Source organism: Arthrobacter sp. TWP1-1, assembly GCF_049897845.1.
Classification (GTDB): Bacteria; Actinomycetota; Actinomycetes; order Actinomycetales; family Micrococcaceae; genus Specibacter.
In genome coordinates, this window is the sequence record NZ_JAFCXC010000004.1 from 113,411 (window position 1) to 131,292 (window position 17,882).

General features: G+C 62.0%; 25 protein-coding genes. 6 read left to right on the forward strand and 19 right to left on the reverse strand.

The features are described 5' to 3' along the window. The first annotated feature begins 69 nt into the window (after nucleotides 1–69). A complete protein-coding gene (locus tag ACP7B9_RS09235) occupies nucleotides 70–480 on the forward strand; it encodes a hypothetical protein (RefSeq protein ID WP_425862706.1) in 411 nt (136 codons plus the stop codon). A 9-nt stretch (nucleotides 481–489) separates the two neighbouring features. Further along, a complete protein-coding gene (locus ACP7B9_RS09240) occupies nucleotides 490–1,032 on the forward strand; it encodes a GNAT family N-acetyltransferase (protein ID WP_425862707.1) in 543 nt (180 codons plus the stop codon). 31 nt (nucleotides 1,033–1,063) lie between these two features. Here the strand turns inward: ACP7B9_RS09240 and ACP7B9_RS09245 are convergent, their stop codons facing one another. Genes ACP7B9_RS09245 through ACP7B9_RS09255 form a run of 3 tightly spaced genes read right to left on the reverse strand, consistent with a single transcriptional unit; the run spans nucleotide 1,064 to nucleotide 2,611 of the window. Next, nucleotides 1,064–1,522 (reverse strand): SRPBCC family protein, encoded by a 459-nt coding sequence (locus ACP7B9_RS09245; RefSeq protein WP_425862709.1) that lies wholly within the window; start codon nucleotides 1,520–1,522, stop codon nucleotides 1,064–1,066. Between the two features lie 37 nt (nucleotides 1,523–1,559). Next, the gene (locus tag ACP7B9_RS09250) at nucleotides 1,560–2,183 is read right to left on the reverse strand and encodes a maleylpyruvate isomerase family mycothiol-dependent enzyme (RefSeq protein WP_425862711.1); all 624 of its coding nucleotides are present in this window, start codon (nucleotides 2,181–2,183) and stop codon (nucleotides 1,560–1,562) included. Next, nucleotides 2,180–2,611 carry a GNAT family N-acetyltransferase gene (locus ACP7B9_RS09255; protein WP_425862712.1) on the reverse strand — a complete coding sequence of 144 codons (432 nt, stop codon included), beginning with the start codon at nucleotides 2,609–2,611 and terminating at the stop codon, nucleotides 2,180–2,182. Before ACP7B9_RS09255 ends, ACP7B9_RS09250 begins: the two co-directional genes overlap by 4 nt. Nucleotides 2,612–2,689: 78 nt before the next feature. Between ACP7B9_RS09255 and ACP7B9_RS09260 the strand changes: the two genes are divergently transcribed. After that, entirely contained in the window at nucleotides 2,690–3,169 is a 480-nt protein-coding gene (locus ACP7B9_RS09260) for a GNAT family N-acetyltransferase (protein WP_425862714.1), read from the forward strand. 59 nt (nucleotides 3,170–3,228) lie between these two features. Then, on the forward strand, nucleotides 3,229–4,155 hold the full coding sequence (locus ACP7B9_RS09265) for a pseudouridine synthase (protein ID WP_425863131.1): 927 nt from the start codon (nucleotides 3,229–3,231) through the stop codon (nucleotides 4,153–4,155). Nucleotides 4,156–4,263: 108 nt separating this feature from the next. Here ACP7B9_RS09265 and ACP7B9_RS09270 read toward each other — a convergent pair whose 3' ends face one another. From ACP7B9_RS09270 to ACP7B9_RS09330, 13 genes are all read right to left on the reverse strand, one after another. Next, nucleotides 4,264–4,602, reverse strand: a complete 339-nt coding sequence (locus tag ACP7B9_RS09270) for a hypothetical protein (protein ID WP_425862716.1) — start codon at nucleotides 4,600–4,602, stop codon at nucleotides 4,264–4,266. Then, the gene (locus tag ACP7B9_RS09275) at nucleotides 4,599–5,207 is read right to left on the reverse strand and encodes an Asp23/Gls24 family envelope stress response protein (RefSeq protein WP_425862718.1); all 609 of its coding nucleotides are present in this window, start codon (nucleotides 5,205–5,207) and stop codon (nucleotides 4,599–4,601) included. The genes ACP7B9_RS09270 and ACP7B9_RS09275 overlap by 4 nt, the downstream gene beginning before the upstream one ends. Further along, entirely contained in the window at nucleotides 5,204–5,722 is a 519-nt protein-coding gene (locus tag ACP7B9_RS09280; protein ID WP_425863132.1) for an RNA polymerase sigma factor, read from the reverse strand. Before ACP7B9_RS09280 ends, ACP7B9_RS09275 begins: the two co-directional genes overlap by 4 nt. A gap of 171 nt (nucleotides 5,723–5,893) precedes the next feature. Beyond that, entirely contained in the window at nucleotides 5,894–6,151 is a 258-nt protein-coding gene (locus tag ACP7B9_RS09285; RefSeq protein ID WP_425862720.1) for a GlsB/YeaQ/YmgE family stress response membrane protein, read from the reverse strand. A gap of 41 nt (nucleotides 6,152–6,192) precedes the next feature. Next, nucleotides 6,193–6,387: a CsbD family protein gene (locus tag ACP7B9_RS09290; protein ID WP_425862721.1), complete on the reverse strand. Its 195-nt coding sequence runs from the start codon at nucleotides 6,385–6,387 to the stop codon at nucleotides 6,193–6,195. A 36-nt stretch (nucleotides 6,388–6,423) separates the two neighbouring features. Beyond that, the gene (locus ACP7B9_RS09295) at nucleotides 6,424–7,035 is read right to left on the reverse strand and encodes a hypothetical protein (RefSeq protein ID WP_425862723.1); all 612 of its coding nucleotides are present in this window, start codon (nucleotides 7,033–7,035) and stop codon (nucleotides 6,424–6,426) included. Next, nucleotides 7,032–7,628 (reverse strand): hypothetical protein, encoded by a 597-nt coding sequence (locus ACP7B9_RS09300; RefSeq protein ID WP_425862725.1) that lies wholly within the window; start codon nucleotides 7,626–7,628, stop codon nucleotides 7,032–7,034. Before ACP7B9_RS09300 ends, ACP7B9_RS09295 begins: the two co-directional genes overlap by 4 nt. Further along, nucleotides 7,625–8,035 carry a hypothetical protein gene (locus tag ACP7B9_RS09305; RefSeq protein WP_425862727.1) on the reverse strand — a complete coding sequence of 137 codons (411 nt, stop codon included), beginning with the start codon at nucleotides 8,033–8,035 and terminating at the stop codon, nucleotides 7,625–7,627. Before ACP7B9_RS09305 ends, ACP7B9_RS09300 begins: the two co-directional genes overlap by 4 nt. Beyond that, entirely contained in the window at nucleotides 8,032–8,223 is a 192-nt protein-coding gene (locus ACP7B9_RS09310; protein WP_425862729.1) for a DUF2273 domain-containing protein, read from the reverse strand. The genes ACP7B9_RS09305 and ACP7B9_RS09310 overlap by 4 nt, the downstream gene beginning before the upstream one ends. Continuing rightward, nucleotides 8,220–8,705 (reverse strand): Asp23/Gls24 family envelope stress response protein, encoded by a 486-nt coding sequence (locus ACP7B9_RS09315; RefSeq protein ID WP_425862731.1) that lies wholly within the window; start codon nucleotides 8,703–8,705, stop codon nucleotides 8,220–8,222. The genes ACP7B9_RS09310 and ACP7B9_RS09315 overlap by 4 nt, the downstream gene beginning before the upstream one ends. A 175-nt stretch (nucleotides 8,706–8,880) precedes the next feature. Further along, entirely contained in the window at nucleotides 8,881–9,186 is a 306-nt protein-coding gene (locus ACP7B9_RS09320) for a hypothetical protein (RefSeq protein ID WP_425862733.1), read from the reverse strand. A 167-nt stretch (nucleotides 9,187–9,353) separates the two neighbouring features. After that, nucleotides 9,354–12,173: a phosphoenolpyruvate carboxylase gene (gene ppc / locus ACP7B9_RS09325; protein ID WP_425862734.1), complete on the reverse strand. Its 2,820-nt coding sequence runs from the start codon at nucleotides 12,171–12,173 to the stop codon at nucleotides 9,354–9,356. 136 nt (nucleotides 12,174–12,309) lie between these two features. Then, a complete protein-coding gene (locus ACP7B9_RS09330) occupies nucleotides 12,310–12,861 on the reverse strand; it encodes an SRPBCC domain-containing protein (RefSeq protein WP_425862736.1) in 552 nt (183 codons plus the stop codon). A 126-nt stretch (nucleotides 12,862–12,987) separates the two neighbouring features. Here ACP7B9_RS09330 and ACP7B9_RS09335 point away from each other — a divergent pair, with 126 nt between their 5' ends. Next, nucleotides 12,988–13,794 carry a DUF1684 domain-containing protein gene (locus ACP7B9_RS09335; RefSeq protein WP_425862738.1) on the forward strand — a complete coding sequence of 269 codons (807 nt, stop codon included), beginning with the start codon at nucleotides 12,988–12,990 and terminating at the stop codon, nucleotides 13,792–13,794. 172 nt (nucleotides 13,795–13,966) lie between these two features. Here the strand turns inward: ACP7B9_RS09335 and ACP7B9_RS09340 are convergent, their stop codons facing one another. Both ACP7B9_RS09340 and ACP7B9_RS09345 read right to left on the reverse strand, forming a co-directional pair. After that, nucleotides 13,967–15,163: an acyl-CoA dehydrogenase family protein gene (locus tag ACP7B9_RS09340; RefSeq protein ID WP_425862740.1), complete on the reverse strand. Its 1,197-nt coding sequence runs from the start codon at nucleotides 15,161–15,163 to the stop codon at nucleotides 13,967–13,969. Beyond that, nucleotides 15,160–15,939, reverse strand: coding sequence for a 3-hydroxyacyl-CoA dehydrogenase (locus ACP7B9_RS09345; RefSeq protein WP_425862742.1), 780 nt, complete (start codon nucleotides 15,937–15,939; stop codon nucleotides 15,160–15,162). The genes ACP7B9_RS09340 and ACP7B9_RS09345 overlap by 4 nt, the downstream gene beginning before the upstream one ends. Nucleotides 15,940–16,140: 201 nt before the next feature. Between ACP7B9_RS09345 and ACP7B9_RS09350 the strand changes: the two genes are divergently transcribed. Further along, a complete protein-coding gene (locus tag ACP7B9_RS09350) occupies nucleotides 16,141–17,229 on the forward strand; it encodes a glycoside hydrolase family 76 protein (protein WP_425862744.1) in 1,089 nt (362 codons plus the stop codon). Nucleotides 17,230–17,267: 38 nt separating this feature from the next. On the opposite strand, the gene ACP7B9_RS09355 is transcribed toward ACP7B9_RS09350, so the two are convergent. After that, complete coding sequence (locus ACP7B9_RS09355) at nucleotides 17,268–17,855, reverse strand: YdeI/OmpD-associated family protein (protein WP_425862746.1); 588 nt, start codon at nucleotides 17,853–17,855, stop codon at nucleotides 17,268–17,270. Nucleotides 17,856–17,882 lie beyond the last annotated feature (27 nt).

Consider the following 17,882-nt stretch of genomic DNA (forward strand, 5'->3'; position numbering starts at 1 on the left):
GCTTCTCTGGATCCACCTAGAGTGAGTGATCAAGAGCAATTCATCTAAAGGAATCGAAAGGGTAAGTCCATGACTACGACCTTCAGTAAAGAGGAAAAGGCTGCAATGCGCGCAGCCGCTGCCGAAGCCAAGGCGGCAAAGTTGGGTGCGGATCTCGAGGAAGCATGCCTCGCTGCAATCGCCGAGATGAGTGGCACCGACAAGGAACTGGCCGAGACCCTCCACGGGCTAGTCAAGGAGCACACCAGTTTGGGTGCGAAAACTTGGTATGGAATGCCGGCGTACACCAAAGCTGACGGCAAGGTCGTGGTGTTCTTTCAAAGTGCCGCCAAGTTCAAGGTTCGCTACGCAACCATCGGTTTCAAGCCGGACGCAAATCTTGACGAGGGCAATTTTTGGCCGAGTTCCTTTGCCGTCACCAAGCTGACTGCCGACGATCAGAAGGAAGTGGTTGCGCTGCTGAAGAAGGCCGTAAGTTAGGCTGCGAACATGGCCATCGAATTCGTCTCCATGACGCCCGCCGACACCGACGACGTCGTTACTTTCCTATCCAGCAACCGGTTCCCTTTCCATGTTCAGGCGGCGCCGGAAGCTCGGGATATTCGTAAAAGCATCGAGGACGGCCGGTTCTGGAACGCGGACACCCAGGGCTATTGGGTCGTGGATGGCGGAATCAGGATTGGGCTGGCCGCCCTGGAAGATCTCCAAGACGAAGGGGCCCCACTCTTTGACCTCCGCCTAGAGGAGTCTTCCCGGGGCAAGGGCATTGGCTTGGCTGTGGTCCGCGCACTGTGCAACCTGGTCTTCACCTCCATGCCCGAGGCCATGCGTTTGGAGGGTCAAACGCGTGAAGACAATATCGCGATGCGTAAAACCTTCATCCGGGCCGGCTTCCTCAAGGAGGCCCATTACCGTTTGGCTTGGCCAACTAACGACGGCGGCCACGTCGCCTCGATCGCGTACGCCATCCTGCGGCAGGATTGGGAAAGCGGTACGGTGACGGAATTCGAGTGGGAAGACCTTCACGTCTAAAAGTGGTGACACGGTCCGTCCACCGGCGCCATTACCCCAGGTTGTGATCTCCCACGAGGTGCCGGTTCCGAGTCTCAATCAGCTGCTTTAGATAGCGGGCCAGGACTAGCTTCTCTACTACTCGCCCCACGGGGCCAACCGGCGCCTGGAACTCGATGCGGTCAATCATCGTCGTCGTCCCAGCGGCATCTTCACTAAACTCGTGGACGTGCCGGAACCGCCGGAACGGTCCCTTGACCTGCTCATCAACGAAATAGTCCGGTACTTCCATCAGGGTGATCCTGCTTGTCATCCGCAGCGGCAGACCAAAATGCCACGCCCGCCAAGTGACTTCTTCGCCCAAGGCAATGAGGCCGGAGGTGAGGCCTCCAACGGCTTGCTCCCGGGATTGCGCCATCGATTCGGTGTGGGCGTCAATGCTGCGGGCAAGATCAAACAGCTGCGCTTTGGGGATGGTGGTCCGCGTGGTGCACTCGAAGGAGACTGTCATGGTCTGAGTATTTCAGGTTGTGCACGCCTCACCCGAATCACCACGGACCCAACGTTGGCGTGGTGTCCATGGACCCGCGGCCCGCCAACCAAGCCATGAGCCGCCGTCGTTCATGGCCGGAACCAAGCCGCTCGGGCACGGTGGCAAGCAGCACCTGCAGATCCCACGCTACATACTCATCGGGCCAGTCCGCGGGGGTGTAGCCACGCCCCAGATCGACATGGTGCATCTCAACTTCGCGCAGCCTGTGCGCCGGGCATCCGGCCACTCCGTAATCCCCACCGCCAAGAAAATGTCCATTGGGCCATCCCGCGCCCGAGCACGCGGCGAAGACCTGCTCGAGATGCGAAAAACTGCCCTCAAGATCAGCAATAATCTCCCTGAGCGGCCGGTCGGCACCATCCCCGATCTCTTTTGCCCGCTGGTCCGCACCGCTTTCGTACTTTGGCACGTCTTCACCTTCAATCGCACCTGCCAGACGGCGGGTGTGTGCGTCGGCGTTCCGCGTCAAGTGGGTCAGGACGTGGCCAATGGTCCAGCCGGGAAGTCGGCTAGGAGATCGGACATCGCTATCCGTCAACGCCACGACACTGCTCAGCAGGCGGGCCTGCGCTTCTGTGCACAGCTGGGCCGCACGTTCCGGATTGCTCTCAAGATTCATGACACGCGCACCCAAGGCAGTTCCATCCCGCGAGAAGGGTTGATCTCGGTGAAGCCTGCTTGCTCATACAAACGCCTGCCCGGAGGATCGGCGACGAGCGTAATGTACGGATTCTCGGGTGCAGTCTCATGGATGCGGGCCACCAACGTGTCGATGACGAGCCGGCCCAGTCCCCTGCCCTGATATTCCGGCAATGTCGCCATGTCAGCAATATGAAAGCACCATCCGCCGTCGCCGATAGCCCTGCCCATGGCCACGGTGCGGCCACTTACCTTGTCCCGAACGTGGCAAAAGAACCAGCTTCCAGCGAGTGCCCCGGCACCCTGTTGGCGAGTCTTCTGCGATAAGCCGGCGTCCCGCCGCAAGTCAAGATATTCGTCAAGAGCAGGCGGTTCGGCGATCAATTCAAAGGCATCCAAGGAACTCATGGCCCAAGTCTTTCATTACTTCGTCAGCTGAAGACTGCCCCTTCAATCACACCGACGTTCGTATGGCACGATGTTCACGTGACCGCCCCACTGAAACTGACCACTCATCGCGATCTCGAGGCTGCCCGCGAGGCCGCCACAATTTGGGGCCTCGCCAAGGCACATCGCGATCAGAACTTCGAGCCCGACCCAGTTGAGAAAACCCTGCCTGGGATCCAACGGCGACTCGACATTGCAGGTGCCGAGTTGATTCTGGCCGCCAGAAGCGACAACTATGTGGGCTTCACACTATTTGCTCCCCGTGGAGAATCGTTGGAGATCTTCTACCTTGCCGTGGCACCAGATTCGTGGGGCGGCGGTGTGGCAAAAGCCCTGCTCGCCAGTGTTGAAGGCTACGCCCGGGATATGTCCCGAGCCACTCTGGATCTGTGGGTCATCAGTGACAACGAACGCGCCATCAACGTCTACAAGCGGGCCGGCTATACCGACAGCGGCCAGCTGCAGCACGACGATTCCTCTGACCGAACCGAACGGCGCATGGTCAAGGACCTTGGCTAGCCAGCTGGTCTGGGTGCTTGGTCTGGGCGCTGTTGAACCGTCGGTAGTCTTGAAAGGTGATGAAATCTCCCCTTCCCGTGCGCAATGGCGTCAATGCAACCCGTGTGCGAGTGCCCGCTGAAGGCCCCTGGGCCACGGCTATGGACTATATTTTGGAGAAATTTGGCCACGTCGATTCGGCCGGAATCGTTGAGAGATTTGAACGCGGCGAGGTCCGGGCGCTAGATGGGGAAATCGTCACCCCCACCACGCCCTTGAACGAGCACATGTTCATTTGGTACTACCGCGAACTCCCTGAAGAAGTTCGCCTTCCCGTGGAAATTTCCATCCTTCATCAGGATGAGAACTTGGTGGTTGTGGACAAGCCACACTTCCTGCCCACCACCCCGGGCGGCATGTATGTGCAGGAATCGGCTCTGGTTCGCCTGCGGGTACTCCTTGACCTGCCGGATCTTGTCCCGATCCACCGTTTGGACCGCATGACGGCCGGCGTGCTGTTGTTCTCAGCCAACCCGGAAACTCGGGGCAAGTACCAGTTGCTCTTTGAAAAGCGACGCATCGAAAAAACCTACCGCGCCGTGGCGCCTGTCCGCGAAGACCTAGAATTGCCGCTGGTGATCCGTAGCCGCATGATCAAGTCCCGCACCTACCTCCTTGCCCAGGAAGTCGAGGGCGAGCCCAACGCCGAAACGCGCATTGAGCTGATGGATACCCGGGTTGACACCACGTCGGGGCAGACACTGGGGCTGTACGATCTGCAGCCGCATACAGGTAAGACGCATCAGTTGCGCGTGCATCTGGCCGCACAAGGTATCGGGATCCTCAACGACTCGTTCTACCCGATCCTGTTTGATCAGGCCCCCGACGATTACACGAAACCCCTGCAGCTACTGGCCCACAGCATTTCCTTCACCGATCCGCTGACCCGCGAACCCGTGAAGTACTCCTCAAAATTGGAGCTTTCGGAGTTCCCGAACCACCAATAGGTCTCGACAGGCTCGACCAACGGCGGGAACAAGCTCGACCAACGGCCGGCCTCGCTGATTGAGCCTGTCGAAATCTGGGTCTCGACAGGCTCAACCAGCGGCGGGGCCTTAGATGCCGATGGCGGCAATCTCCACAACTGCCTTGACGTCCGTTTCGGGGCGCTGCCCAGCCACGAATGATCGAATCTCGGCTGCAACAGATCGAGCCAGGGACGGTGCCGGCACCGAACCATCGGCACCAATGCGTACCTTGACGGTCATTAAGGAATGGCCCTCAACCTCATCTTCGACACACACCACAAAGGGCACAGCTCCGGCGGGCTCTCCTGAAATCACCAATGCACCCAGCACCTTCGCGGCGGTCAGCCACAACGGATCTGCCGAATACACGGTGCCGACGCCGTCAAGCCCCAGCACCCACTCGTGAATTTGATTTTCAAGGCTCATGGCCGTTCCTCCCCGGTCACGCCGGACTCATTCACGCCGTCCAAATCTTCCAGCGGTGGCCGCATGTCGGTAAACGCCACGTTCACTGCCATCACATTCAGTTCGGTGTGCATCAGCAGCTCGACCATCACCGCGGTCCGCAATTCCTGCGCCAGCGGCTGCAGCGGATACCCGTACCGGGCCGAGACGTTGAGGTGCACTTCCACGGGTGCCGCCGCCACACTGACGTCGCCCTCGAGACGGCACTGCCCAATCAACACCCCACCGAGTGAGTCGCCAACGGATCGAATCATGGCAATGACTGCGCCCTCGGTCTCGGTCAGTTCGTCCAAGGGGCCGCCGCTGAGCGGAATGGGGCGTCCGGCGCGTGTTTCCAACCGTAGGTTTGCCAGCATGCCATCCAGCCAACCGGCGCCATCCGCACCCGCGGAAGCTACGTCGTCGGCCATTAGGTCTAGTGCCGCGGCGCTCAGGCTGCGCAGCCCGGCAAGCCTTGCCTGGCACTGCGGGCAGTGCTCAATGTGCTCGGCATCGGCAGAGAAACCGGTGTCGAGATAGCCGCTGAGGTCTTCGATGCGCCTGCCGCATTCTTGCGTGGGGTTCATCGCCATTCCTCCATTTCCTTCACGAGCGTGGTTCGTGCCCTGGCCAACCGGCCGCGCACGCTGGCGGCGCTGATGCCCAGCGCCTCGGCGATCTCGTCATAGGACTGACCGCCAAATTCCTTCAGGACCCAACATCTTCGCTGTTCCTCGGGCAGACGCGCCAAGGCCTGATTCAGCGCCAAACGGGCTGAGCCGGCAACTGCCGCCTGCTCCGGGGTAGGTTTCCGGTCTGCAGGATCGGCCTGATCATCGAGGTTGTCGTGGGTTTTGCGGCGCCGACCGGCGTCAACCGCACGGTGTCCAACTATGCGCATCAGCCAGGCCTTCACGGCGGCCCCGTCCTGCAGCGCGCCGATGTCCTTCCACGCCGTGACCAGCGCTTCCTGGACCACGTCGTCGGCCTCGTCAAAAGAACGGGTCAGCCGCCGCGCGTAGGCGCGCATGAGCGGTCCGTACCGGCGAGCCAGCGTTTCAAAGGCGGCAACGTCACCATCGGAGGCGCGTTCGGCCAACATTTGATCGGGAGCGTCGGCGAGCTTATGTGGCAGGTCTTGCAGTTGATTCACCGGCTTGCGCCCTTTCGTTTCAAGGCCATCTGGGTATCTGTGTATATGGGTAATTTGCGATGAGCCTATACGCACCAATGGCCGGCAGGCTGTAAAGGCCTGCCGGCCGGGGTGTTCAAGTTATTTGCGGCCTCGGATAGCGCCGTAAACTGCGGCGACCACCAGGCCACCACCGATGGACAAGAGCCACGTTTTGATGTTGAAGAATGATCCGAGGTCGGCGTTGAAGATGATGGATCCCAACCAACCGCCAACAATGGCGCCCACAATGCCCAAGACGATGCTTGTCACCCAGCCACCGCCAACCTTGCCGGGCATGATGGCCTTAACAATGGCGCCGACGATCAATCCGAGAAAAATAAATGCAAAGAAACCCACGGGCTTCCTCCTTTTGTTGTGTTGTTACTTAGTTGGTGAAGTTAGTTGGTGAAGCCGTCTTTGATGTCTTTGGCGGCGTCCTTGACCTTTTCGCCAGCCTGCTTGGCCGAAGCGGCTGCCTGATCCGTGCGGCCTTCCTGCTCAAGCTCCGGATTGTCCAGCAGCTTGCCGGCAGTCTCCTTTGCGGAGCCGAGGCCCTTTTCGGCGGTGTTGCTGATCTTGTCTTTCAGTCCCACGGTGTACTCCTAAGGTTGATGCTCACAAGGTGATGATCACGCCACACGTTCTGTGTGGGCAAATTTGGTGCGTGCTCCGGCCTTGATGCGGACCAGCACCGGGAGTTGGAAGCCCAGCAGTTGATCCAGGCTCTCCAAGAGATGTTCGACGGCGGTGCTCACCTCGGCGGGCGAGGTACCTTTCCGGACTTGGACACTGATTTTCAGCCCGGTGCCCTCCTCGGCGCCCTTGGTTTCCCAAGATTGTACTGAGGTGGAGAGAACTTGGCTGTTGCCGGCCAGCGCAGCCTTGATGGCCTGTGCAGCCACCGTCGTATCCACTGTGGTATCTCCGGCTTGATCATCCTGGCGCGCCAATTGATTGCTCCGGCCGGTGCCTTGGGAAGCAATCCAGCAAACTACCAGCACCGCGATCAGGGCAAGGAGCGCGAACACGGTGGCCGTCCACCAGCTGGTGTCAGTTCCTGGAATCCGGGCAGCATCCAGCCGTTCCTGGATGCTGGCCCAGATCGTGGTGCCGGTCGAGGTCCAGCTTTGGGCGAATCCCCTGCTGGCCCCGGCAAGTATCGCCATGGCTCCTGCCGCGGCAAGTACCAGACCGAACACCCCCAACATTGCGCGGTTCAGACCGCGATTGGTGCCGTTCATGCGCCTACCTCCCCACGTTTTCCGGTGGAGAGCACGATGGCCAGCGGCTTGCGGAGCCGGTAACCACTCATATCTTGTTCGACTGCTTCTCGGATGGCATTGGCATCCACAGTTCTGCCCGCGCCGGGGCGGACTGTCACATCAACCCGTTTGCGTCCAACGCGGCTGGCCGCTTGTTCAGGGGCCAACCGGGCCGCCGTGCGAGCCGCCCGGGAAATGGCTGACGCCAAAACTTCACTGTCAACCACGACGGCGGAGCGCGAGTTTTCGAGAACGTGCCGTGGCTTCGTGCCAGGCAAGATCGCGGCGGCAAGGAGGGCGATTCCCAAGAGTGCCGCTACTGCGCCAGCACCGATGAGAACCCAAGAGATCGTAGCCGTACCCAGCGAGGCTATCCTGCTGGCCAAGTCAGCGGGAGATATCAACAGAGCTGGATTTCCCGTCACTGACAACACCAGTTCAACCCCGAACCAAACAATGGCCACGAGTAGCACCGAGGCGCTCACGATCGACAAGGCCGCCCTGCTGGAGCGTATTTCCCGCAGGTTGAGCCTTTTGATCAACTGCGGCTCAGTAGCATGCATTTTTCTCATTGGACCCTCCCTGCGGTTGCTTGTTTTCTGTCATGGATCCCGGTAAACCGGACATCAACTCGGGTTATGTTTGTGCCCGCGAGTTCGTAGAGACGCTGTGCCACCACCGCCCGAGCCGAGGCTGCGCGCTCAAACAAGGTCCCGGCGTCGTTCGCTAGGAAATCCTTGCCCGGACGCTCAGCCATGAGTGTCAAGGCCACGGGGACGGCGAGGGTGACGCTAACTTGCCCCTGCTCGTCGTGAATCCCGGCCCGGACATCCCGGAGCGGAACATTGAACGTTTCGGCGGCAATGGCTGCGAGCAGTTGGTCCATGGTGCCGGAGGAAATGCTGGTGTATCCGGCACGCGCGGTTGAGTGGTTATGCAGCTTGGCTTCCTGTTCAAACCCCAGCGTGCCGGCACTCATGACGAGGTGCGCTTGCCGCGCAGGGCATCGAGGACGCCGCGCAGATCAAGCCTGCCGTCAATGCTTCTTCCCACCACTGCGCCCACGGCCATAAACAGCGCCACGAGGAGCATGGCCCAGAAGCCGAACGCCAGAGCCGAGATGGCCAGCGTTGCCGCTACAGCCGTTCCTGCCATGGTGGCACTCATGAAACGCGGGCTTCGCGCTGGCCGCCCTGGTCATCGGTCCGCTGGGTCGCTGCGGACTTCTCCTCTGACTCATCTGAGGCGATGTGGATATCGGTGATGGAGACGTTGACCTCTGTCACTTCCATGCCCACGACATCTTCAACAGCCGCGTAGATGGCATCGCGGACATTGTCGGCGACCTTCTGCAGCGGGTGCGGGTATTCCACCACGAGGGTGATGTCCACGGCCACCTGGGTCTGGCCAACTTCAACACTAACGCCCTGGGTCAGGTCCTTCTGGCCTACGGCTTCGCGGATGCTTCCGAGTGCACGCGCCGCTCCGCCACCCAAGGCGTAAACGCCCGGGATGTCTTGGGCTGCGATGCCGGCGACCTTGGCAACAACGCCGTCTGCCACGGTGGTGGTGCCGCGGCTGGTGACCGTCTGCTTTGCCGGTGCGCTGTTGGTAGAGCCCTGGTTCTTGATCTGAGGCTGAGTAGTCAAAATAATCACTCCCGAAATTGTTCGTGTAGATACTTTTTCTAGCTCGGCACCTGTTTGGCGCCTACACAGATAAGGCGTACTGACCGGTAGATTCCTCACGGTCAATCACGCGTGAGCTGCATCACATTCTGATTTAGCCTAGTTTGCCTGTGGTGGTGGGAGAAAAGGCGGCCCTCTAGAGAGTGAGCCACTTTCCTGCCGAACGGCGATAAGTACGCAACGCACCCGTGGTGGCCACCCCGTTGACTCCGTGAGCCATGGAGACGGCGGCGTTGCGCGCAAACTGGTTCTCGGCGTCGTACTCGCTGGCCTCAACCATGAATCTAATGGTGATCCGCGGGACGCCAGCCACAATGTCCAGCTGATTGGCCTCAACTACATGGGCTGATCCCACTGTGACGACGGCCATGTCCATGACGTCTTCGGGGGCGTGGCCGGGACGTAGGCCGGTGATTTGAAGGGTGGCGCGGAAGGAAGGCATGGCTCCAGCCTATTTGGAACGGGCCGCACGCAAAAATGCCGCCGCTCCTGCTTATTGCCGCAGGTATAGCGGCGGCAATAAGCAGGAACGGCGGCATTTTCAAAGGAGTGGGCCCACACGCCCGAGGGACCCGCCCCGAGCTTGCGAGGGGTGGGAGGGCGTGGGGATTACCCCGTGTTGCGCAGGCCCGCTGCCACACCGTTGATGGTGATCAGCATGGCGCGCTGGAGGCGCTCGTCCACTTCTTCGTTGCTGATGTCTGCTTCCCGCACGCGGCGCAGCAATTCAACCTGCAGGTAAGAAATGGGATCCAGGTACTGGTCGCGGACGTTCAGTGAACGCTTGAGCAGCGGCTGGTTGTCCAGCAACTCGCTCTCGCCGGTGAGCAACTGCAGTTCGGCCAGCGTGAGATCGTATTCGGCCCGGATCGTGGCGAACAGGTGGCGCAACGGTTCGGGGACAAGGGTGGCAACGTAGTGCGCGGCGATGTCCATGTCCGTCTTGGCCAGCGTCATTTCCACGTTGGAGATTGTGGAGGAGAAGAAGTGCCAGAGCGTGAGCATTTCCTTCGACTCAGCGCCACGGCCGGCCTCGCGGGCAGCCTTCAAGCCGGAACCAACACCGAACCAGCCCGGCACGATCTGACGGGACTGGGTCCAGCCGAAGACCCACGGGATGGCTCGTAAGCCACCAAGACCGGAGCCGGAATCGGGGCGCTTGGACGGGCGTGAGCCGATGTTCAACGAGCCCAGCTGCTCCACCGGGGTGGAGGCCAGGAAGTAGGCCGGCAGGTCCTCGTGGTCGATGAGTGTCCGGTAGGTGCCAAAGGCGGCGTCGGACATGACTTCCATGATGGCGCCGAAGCGGTCAAGGTCATCGTCCGAGTGGCGCGGCGCCTGGTGCAGAGCCGAACCCTGCATGACAGCAGCCAGCGAGAGCTCAAGGTTTTCGCGGGCCAGTTCAGGCAGGGAGTACTTGTCGGAGATGACCTCGCCCTGCTCGGTGAACTTAATGGCGCCTTCAAGGACACCGTTGGGCTGGGCCATGATGGCGTCGTACGTGGGTCCGCCACCGCGGCCCACGGAACCGCCGCGGCCGTGGAACATGCGCACGTTGACGCCGTGCTTGAGCGCAACGTCGCGCAGTTTGCGCTGGGTCTTGTGAATCTCCCACTGGCTGGTCAGCACACCGGATTCCTTGTTGGAGTCCGAGTAGCCCAGCATGATTTCCTGCACGTCGCCGCGTAGGCGCACCAGTTCGCGGTACGAGGGGTCGGAGAGCAGCTGGTCAACAATTTCAGCGGAAGCGCGGAGCTCGTCAACGGTTTCCAACAGCGGCGCGAAGCCAATCTTGGCGTACCGCTCCGAGCCCGTGAGCTGGACCAATCCGGCTTCGCGGGCCAGAACGGCCGGGGCCAGAACATCGTCGGCGCCGCGGGTCATGGAGACGATGTAGGTTTCCACAACGTCCGGGCCGTAGGTGCGCAAGGCGCGGCGCACCACACGGAAGACGTCGTACGTTCCGTTCGCTGCGCCGTCGAGCTTAATTGGGTGGCCGGAAAGCGGACGCTGGCTGGCAAGCTCGGTGCCCAGGGCGGCCAGACGCTCGGCGCGGTCAAGCTCGGCGTAGGGCTTGGTCAGCTCGCCAACGCGGTCCATGAGCTGCCCGACGGCGTCATGGTGGTAGTCGGCGTGTTCGCGGATATCCAGCGTGGCAAGATGCAGGCCGAAGGAGGCGATGGCGCGGCGCACCGATGCGAGGGCACCGTCGGCCACCAGCGCGGCGGAGTTATTGCGCAGCGACACTTCCAGCAGCTCGATGTCGGCAATGAGCTCGGACGTGGCACTGTAGTCGCGGCCCGGCTCGTGGTAAGCGTCAGCCGCCACGCGCTTCTGCGTGTTGATGAGCTTGGCCTTGATGCAGGTGAGCTTCATGCGGTACGGCTCATCGGCATTTAGCTCAAGGACGCGCGGGTCAATCGCGGGCAGGTTGGCAAGGTCGACGGCGATGGAATCCGTCAGCGCCGCATCTGCACCGGCCAGGGCGCTTGAGTTGGAGAGAACGCTCAGCAGCTCATCGATCAGCACGAGGGAGATCTTGACGGCGTTCTGGTTCTGCAGGACCAGCACCTCGCGTGTCACCTCGGAGGTGACGTTCGGGTTGCCGTCGCGGTCGCCACCGATCCAGGAGCCAAAGCGCAGCGGGGCCGCATCGGCCGGCAGGGTCACGCCGTGCTCACCCAACAGGTCGCTGAGCTCGGTCAGAACCTCCGGCATGGCATCGGTGAGGATGTTACGCAGGTAGTAAATCGCGTTGCGAGCCTCGTCCATGGGGGTGGGACGGACCTTGCGCAGCTCATCCGTTTGCCACATCTGGTCGATGATCTCGGCCAGCTTGCGGTCCTGGCGCGTGCGTGCGGTGCTTCCCTCTTCGGAGGGCGTTGCCAAAATATCGGACAGCTTGCGGATCTTATCCAGCACCGAACGCCGGGAGGCTTCAGTGGGGTGGGCCGTGAAGATGGGGCGCACATCCAGCTCGTTGACGACCTTTTGCAGCGCCTCGGTTCCTGCTTTTTCGGCAATTTCCGTTACGGCCTTGGCCAGCCAACCGTCCTTTTCCGGACGTGAGCGCAGGCTGCGAACGCGGTGCACCTGCTCGGCGGCGTTGGCCAGGTGGAAGTAAAACGCGAAGGCGCGGACCAGGTCTGTCGCCTGCTCGAGCGGCAGGGAGGCGAGGACCTCACGGACCTGCTCTGCGACGTCGTTGGCACTCCACGGGCCGGTGCCGGTTTCGCCACGTGCGGCTTCCTTGGATTCCTTGGTCAGCAGGCGCACCTGCTCCACCATGGCCAACAGCTCGGGGCCATGCTGGCGGACCAGCGATTCACCCAGGAGGGTGCTGACGCGGCGCACATCGGCGCGCAGGTCAGTGTCCTGCTCCGGGTCCTGTGCGGCGCCCGCGTGGTTGGCTTGCAAGTCTGAGCTCATGAGTCAGCGTCCTTACGGTCTGTGAGTCTGGGGTGCTCGTATGCGACGTTGGATACGGTGGGGCCCAAGACAGGGCCGCTTGGATCTTACTGTGTGGGCGCTCACACGAGCCAATCCGTCTCAGATACTGACGTGTTCAGGCATCCCCATAGAGTGCGTGGATCTGCTCCCAGCAAGGATAGAAATCATCCCACCAGTGCTGCCAGTCAACGCTCTTGCCGTCGAGCGCTTCCTGCAAATGGTCAAGGTGAACGTGCCAGCCGGCCAGTGACATCAGCACCACTTCCGTTTGCACGGCAACAATATTGCTGAAGACCAGCTGCGTGCCATTTTCGGCGGGGGTCAGTTCTACGCGGATGCGTCCATGCATGTCGTTGGAGAGTTCCAGCAGCCGCGGTTCATCCGCTTCCACGATCCGCCCGTACCACCAGTCACTTTCGATCCCGTGGCCTTCGTCCTTGAGGTTGAGCCATTTCAGGTCAAAGGAGGACCCGGTCTTGGCACTGCCGCGTACCTTGGCCCACCACATCTGGGTCTTGGCCGGATCTGTGAGCATGCCCCAAACAACCTCCGGGGCCGCCGAATAGTGCCGCGTCAACGTCAGTTCCGTACGCTCGCCGTCCAGCGGGACGGCCGTACCCAACGGGTGGCGCGTCATGTCCTTGTTCAGTGTTGAATTTGTTGCCATGGTCCCATTCTTTCACCAGTTGATGCAGCCGGTCATGGCGCGGCCTTGGAATACGCGCCCAGCCGAAACTGTTGTGGCTACTGTGGATCTTCCGCATAGCCAGCCGTATTGCCAGCAAGGAGCATCATGAGCACCAACATTGCCGAACTCGACCGCCTCACCCAGCGATGGGAACGCTTCCGCACCGGCCGCAACACCTCGCTGGCCGGTCCCGACGGCTGGCTCACGCTCACCTCATTCCAGTGGCTTCCTGCCGCTCCGTCCCGCCTGACTGGCGTGCCCGGACTGTGGAGTTTTGAAGGTACGACGGCGTCCCTCACCGCCACCGCCGAGGACCACCTCACGCTGCTCTCGAGTGGGCAGCCGGTGGTTGGCACCATCACGGCCGAGCTTGCGGATGAAGAGTCACTGAAGTGGGTTTCTTACGGATCGGTGGTGGTTGAGCTAGGCGTAAGGGCCAACCGGTACATGATCCGCACCCGTGATTCGCAGTCACCAACACTCGTAGATTTTCCCGGCGTCCCGGTGTTTGACTACGATCCGGAGCTGGTTGTCACGGGCACTTTCACGCCCTACGCGGAACCTCGCGAAGAGGTCATCAAGACTGCCAACCCCGAAGTTCCGGGCCGTGCGGTGCTGGTGGGTGAGGTGTCCTTTGAACTTGCGGGGATCAACTACACCTTGGCAGCAGAGGAAGGCTCATTGGGTTCCCTTGTGGTGGCTTTCAACGATGCCACCAACAATGACACCACCTCGCACTGGCGCAAGGTGGAGCTGACCAGGCCGCGTCCGGACGGGACCGTATTGGTGGACTTCAACCGCTCCATCAACTACCCCAGCGCCTTCACCGACTACGGCACCTGCCCCGCGCCCATCCTTACAAACACCCTGCCCTTTGCTGTCGAAGCCGGCGAACGCGACCCCCGCAATTAGCCACCCTCCCCTCCGTGACCTTATGCACTGAACTGAGCGCGAGTTCGGCGCATAAGGTCACGGCTGAAAACTTGTGCGCTGAACTGAGTGTGAATGGTGCGCATAAGTGCCTATGCGCACCACTCAGCCTGAATTGGGCGCATAACGGCCACGCCAGCTCCGCCCGGTACTGCTACACGATCGCGGAAACGCCCGTAATGGCTCGGCCAACAATGAGCGTGTTGATCTCGTGCGAGCCCTCATAGGTGTAGATCGCCTCGGCATCGGCAAAGATCTTGGCCATGCCGTAATCGCTCACGATCCCATTGCCGCCCAAAATGGAACGCCCAAGGGCCACGGTCTCGCGCATGGCGGCCGTGGTGTGCGCCTTGGCCAGTGCAACCTGCGCCATGGTTGCGTCGCTGTCCGAGCCATCTTGTAGCGCAGCAATGCGCACCATCATGGCCATCGACGACGTGGCGTTGCCCAGCATTTTCACCAGCTGCGACTGGATCATTTGGAAGGCCGCGATGGGACGGCCGAATTGCTGACGTTCCACCGCGTAGGCGCGGGCAACGTCGAAGGCCGCCAGTTGCTGCCCCACGGCCTGCCAAGCAACGGAGATCCGTGATCCCAGCAGCAACCTGTTGGTGTCCGCAAAAGAGTTGACCGTGGCAATCCGGTCCTGCTCCTGAACCCGCACATTACTCAGAGTGACGTGCGCATTCTGGACGGTGCGCAGGGCTATCTTGTTCTCAATCTTCGTCCGCACCACTCCGGGCAGCGAAGCGTCAAGGAAGAAGCCACGCACCTGCCCCGTTTCAGCATCCCGCGCCCACAGCAGCATCCGGTCGCAAAACGTCCCGTTGCCAATCCAGCGTTTGGCGCCGTTGAGCACCCAGTGGGTGCCGCCGTCGTCGCTCACCTGCAAAGCGGTGGTGGCCATGCCTCCGGCAACGTCGCTGCCATGGTCCGGCTCGGTCAGCGCGAAGGCCCCGGTGCTCCGCAGCGACAGCGCATCCGGGAGCAGCCGAGCCTTTTGTTCCTCCGTGCCGAAGTCGATGAGCGCCTGGACGAAAAGGTCGTGGTGGACAAGGAAGAACGTCGCCAGCGAGGTGTCAACGCGGGTCATCTCGGCCACGACCAGGCCGGTGAAGAGGTGGCTCAATTGGCGGCGGTCCGGGGCGGCGAGATCCAGCGCGGCGATCTTGGGCAGGATGTGGGCCGGGAACTGCGCATCGTTCCACCAGCCGACGGCGTGCGGCGCCACCTCTGCGTCGAGGAACGAACGCAGCTGCGCCAGCTTGGCCTTCTCCGCGGCATTGAGCAGTGACTCAAAGTCATAGAAATCGGCGGCCGGCAGCTCGCTCATTTCGGGGCCTGTGCTCATTTCGGAGCCATCCGGATTGCGCCGTCGAGCCTGATGGTCTCACCGTTGAGCATGGCGTTCGCGGCAATATGTTCCACAAGCGCGGCGTATTCGGCCGGCTTGCCCAGGCGCGAGGGGTGCGGGACCTGCTGGCCCAGCGAATCCTGTGCGGCCTGAGGCAAGCCCGCCAACATGGGGGTCTCGAAAATGCCAGGCGCAATCGTGACCACGCGGATCAGCGAACGGGCCAGCTCACGCGCCAGCGGCAAGGTCATGGCGGCCACGGCCCCCTTAGACGCGGCATAGGCGGGTTGGCCGATCTGCCCGTCAAAGGCGGCGACGGAGGCGGTGTTCACAATGACACCGCGCTCGGCACCGAACTCGCCCGCCAGCGGCTCGGCGGCGGCCATGGCCTCCGCGCACAGCCGCACAACGTTGAACGTGCCGATCAGGTTGATCTGAACCACGCGGCTGAACTGCTCCAGCGGCAGCACGCCGTCGCGCCCCAACACCTTGCCCGGCGTCGCAATTCCGGCGCAGTTCACCACGATCCGCAGCGTCCCCAACCCGGCGGCGGCCTCGATGGCGGCTCGAATCTGGTCTTCGTTGGTGACATCGGCCGGGGCAAACACGGCACGATCACCGAGTTCCGCGGCAAGTTCGGCTCCGCTTGAGCTGGGCAGATCGACAAGCACCACGGCGGCACCGGCCGCATGCAGCCTCCTCGCCGTTGCGGCACCCAGCCCGGACGCCCCGCCCGTGATGAGCGCGACCGTGCCGTTATTCGAAATTTCCATGATTCCTCCTCGTTGAGGTGCAGCCCGGGAAGGGCGTGGAAGTAGTTGCGTTAATGAATACTAACCAAAATTCCTTGCCCGCCGCAGGGCAGCGAAGGAGCGTCTGGGATAGATGCCCCGGAAGTGGAGGAGCGTCGGAGGAAAACGCCCCGGATGTGAAGGAGCGTCTGGGTGGGCGGGGCGGACAGTAGGCTTGATTCCATGACTGGCCTTGACGCACACGCCGACTCACAGAACCCGGCCAACCATTGGGCCGCGCTCGCCGCCGCTGCCGGCGCGGACGTAAACGCCCGCTTTGGCCACCGCCTGATGGGCGTGCCCGGAACCTGGATCGGCGCCCTTTCCGCCGTTACGCCCGATGGTCCCGAAAGTCACCGCACCTCACGACGCCGGCCTCGAACAGATACGCGCCAACGGCCGTGGACCGAATGGCACTACTGGTGGCAGTCGCACTACCTCGACTCCATCATCGACGGAGCGTTCCAAGCACTCTCCCAAGGCGAGAGGATGACTGCGCGTACGGAATTGAGCCGCGCTCGGCAGCTTCTCCGCGGCATCATGATCCGCAACTTTGGCGTCTTCCCCAACTTTTATTACGACGACATGGCATGGCTCGCGCTCGCGGCCGGGCGGCTCAACGCTCTCTCTGTGCGTCTCGAGGCCCGGCCCTCGCCGTTGGCACAGTACGCCGTCAAGTCACTGACCAAACAGCTGCACGGCGCCCACGATTCCGTGCTTGGCGGTGGCATTTATTGGTCCCGCAAGCGTGATTTCAAGAACACACCAGCCAATGGTCCGGCCGCGCTCCACTTTGCCCGCACCGGCAACACGGACACCGCGCAGGCCATCTCGGACTGGCTGCGCACCGAACTCTTCGACCCGGATACGGGCCTCTACCTCGACGGCATTCACCCATCAACCACGGGCCGCGATGTTGAAAGAACTGTCTACACCTACAACCAGGGGCCCACACTTGCCGCCCTTCTGACGCTCGGCCGGCCGCAAGACCTGGCCGACGCCGCCGCACTCATCGAGGCTGTCAGCCGCCACCTCCATACGCCCGGCCAAGGTCTGCGTCTGGAGCCGGGTGGCGACGGCAGTCTCTTCACCGGCATCCTCTGCCGTTACCTCGCCTTAGCCGCTTCGGACCAGCGGCTGCCAGCGCAAAGCCGGGACACGGCGTCGACCATGGTTACCGAAACGGCGGCCCGGCTCGGCGAACAACCGCCCATCCAGCTTTCCGCTGCGGTCCAGCGCTGGACAGTTCTGTCGGCGGCGGCCTCGCTGTAGGCACGCAGAAGCGCAACAAACACAGCGCACACGGCGCACTATGGTCGGCGTTTTTGCGGGTAAGGGGCCTCCCCTGCCTCGAGCATCTGCACGAATCCGGCAATCTTTGACGCCCGTACGGCTGCGGTCTTGACCGAGTTGGTGCGGTAAATCAGGGCATAGCGGTTGACCGAGGTAAGCACGTCAAACATGGCCTGCGCCCGCGGGCTAGCCGAAATCGCCGCGGCAAGATCATCCGGGACTTGGGCATCCGCTTGCCCGGAGTAGGCAATCTCCCAGCGCCCGTCCGCCTTGGCGGCGTCCGCGACTGCCGTCCCTGCCGGGCGCATGAGCCCTGCCGCGACCAGCCGCTCATAGTGCCCGGTGTTGATCTTTGACCATTTACTAGTCCGTGTCCGGGGCGTGAACCGGCGCAGATGACTGCCGTCGTCGCGCTTGCCGGCCACTCCGTCGATCCACCCAAAGCACAGGGCCTCATCCAGCGCCCCGGCATAGTCCAGCTCCGTCACATTTCCGCCCTTCTTGTGCAGGACCAGACGCACACCGGGGCTGGACGCGTGGTTCTCCACCAGCCATTCGCGCCAGGCAGCGGCATTGGACAACAGGAGTTCAGGAAGTTCGGCCATGGCTCAACACTAATATTGGAAGCACCC

Bases quoted from the DNA above. Each gene is read 5' to 3' on its own strand.
- ACP7B9_RS09235 (WP_425862706.1), top strand. From the start codon at position 70: ATGACTACGACCTTCAGTAAAGAGGAAAAGGCTGCAATGCGCGCAGCC.
- ACP7B9_RS09240 (WP_425862707.1), top strand. From the start codon at position 490: ATGGCCATCGAATTCGTCTCCATGACGCCCGCCGACACCGACGACGTC.
- ACP7B9_RS09245 (WP_425862709.1), bottom strand. From the start codon at position 1,522: ATGACAGTCTCCTTCGAGTGCACCACGCGGACCACCATCCCCAAAGCG.
- ACP7B9_RS09250 (WP_425862711.1), bottom strand. From the start codon at position 2,183: ATGAATCTTGAGAGCAATCCGGAACGTGCGGCCCAGCTGTGCACAGAA.
- ACP7B9_RS09255 (WP_425862712.1), bottom strand. From the start codon at position 2,611: ATGAGTTCCTTGGATGCCTTTGAATTGATCGCCGAACCGCCTGCTCTT.
- ACP7B9_RS09265 (WP_425863131.1), top strand. From the start codon at position 3,229: ATGAAATCTCCCCTTCCCGTGCGCAATGGCGTCAATGCAACCCGTGTG.
- ACP7B9_RS09270 (WP_425862716.1), bottom strand. From the start codon at position 4,602: ATGAGCCTTGAAAATCAAATTCACGAGTGGGTGCTGGGGCTTGACGGC.
- ACP7B9_RS09275 (WP_425862718.1), bottom strand. From the start codon at position 5,207: ATGAACCCCACGCAAGAATGCGGCAGGCGCATCGAAGACCTCAGCGGC.
- ACP7B9_RS09280 (WP_425863132.1), bottom strand. From the start codon at position 5,722: ATGTTGGCCGAACGCGCCTCCGATGGTGACGTTGCCGCCTTTGAAACG.
- ACP7B9_RS09295 (WP_425862723.1), bottom strand. From the start codon at position 7,035: ATGAACGGCACCAATCGCGGTCTGAACCGCGCAATGTTGGGGGTGTTC.
- ACP7B9_RS09300 (WP_425862725.1), bottom strand. From the start codon at position 7,628: ATGAGAAAAATGCATGCTACTGAGCCGCAGTTGATCAAAAGGCTCAAC.
- ACP7B9_RS09305 (WP_425862727.1), bottom strand. From the start codon at position 8,035: ATGAGTGCCGGCACGCTGGGGTTTGAACAGGAAGCCAAGCTGCATAAC.
- ACP7B9_RS09310 (WP_425862729.1), bottom strand. From the start codon at position 8,223: ATGAGTGCCACCATGGCAGGAACGGCTGTAGCGGCAACGCTGGCCATC.
- ACP7B9_RS09320 (WP_425862733.1), bottom strand. From the start codon at position 9,186: ATGCCTTCCTTCCGCGCCACCCTTCAAATCACCGGCCTACGTCCCGGC.
- ppc (WP_425862734.1), bottom strand. From the start codon at position 12,173: ATGAGCTCAGACTTGCAAGCCAACCACGCGGGCGCCGCACAGGACCCG.
- ACP7B9_RS09330 (WP_425862736.1), bottom strand. From the start codon at position 12,861: ATGGCAACAAATTCAACACTGAACAAGGACATGACGCGCCACCCGTTG.
- ACP7B9_RS09335 (WP_425862738.1), top strand. From the start codon at position 12,988: ATGAGCACCAACATTGCCGAACTCGACCGCCTCACCCAGCGATGGGAA.
- ACP7B9_RS09340 (WP_425862740.1), bottom strand. From the start codon at position 15,163: ATGAGCACAGGCCCCGAAATGAGCGAGCTGCCGGCCGCCGATTTCTAT.
- ACP7B9_RS09345 (WP_425862742.1), bottom strand. From the start codon at position 15,939: ATGGAAATTTCGAATAACGGCACGGTCGCGCTCATCACGGGCGGGGCG.
- ACP7B9_RS09350 (WP_425862744.1), top strand. From the start codon at position 16,141: ATGACTGGCCTTGACGCACACGCCGACTCACAGAACCCGGCCAACCAT.
- ACP7B9_RS09355 (WP_425862746.1), bottom strand. From the start codon at position 17,855: ATGGCCGAACTTCCTGAACTCCTGTTGTCCAATGCCGCTGCCTGGCGC.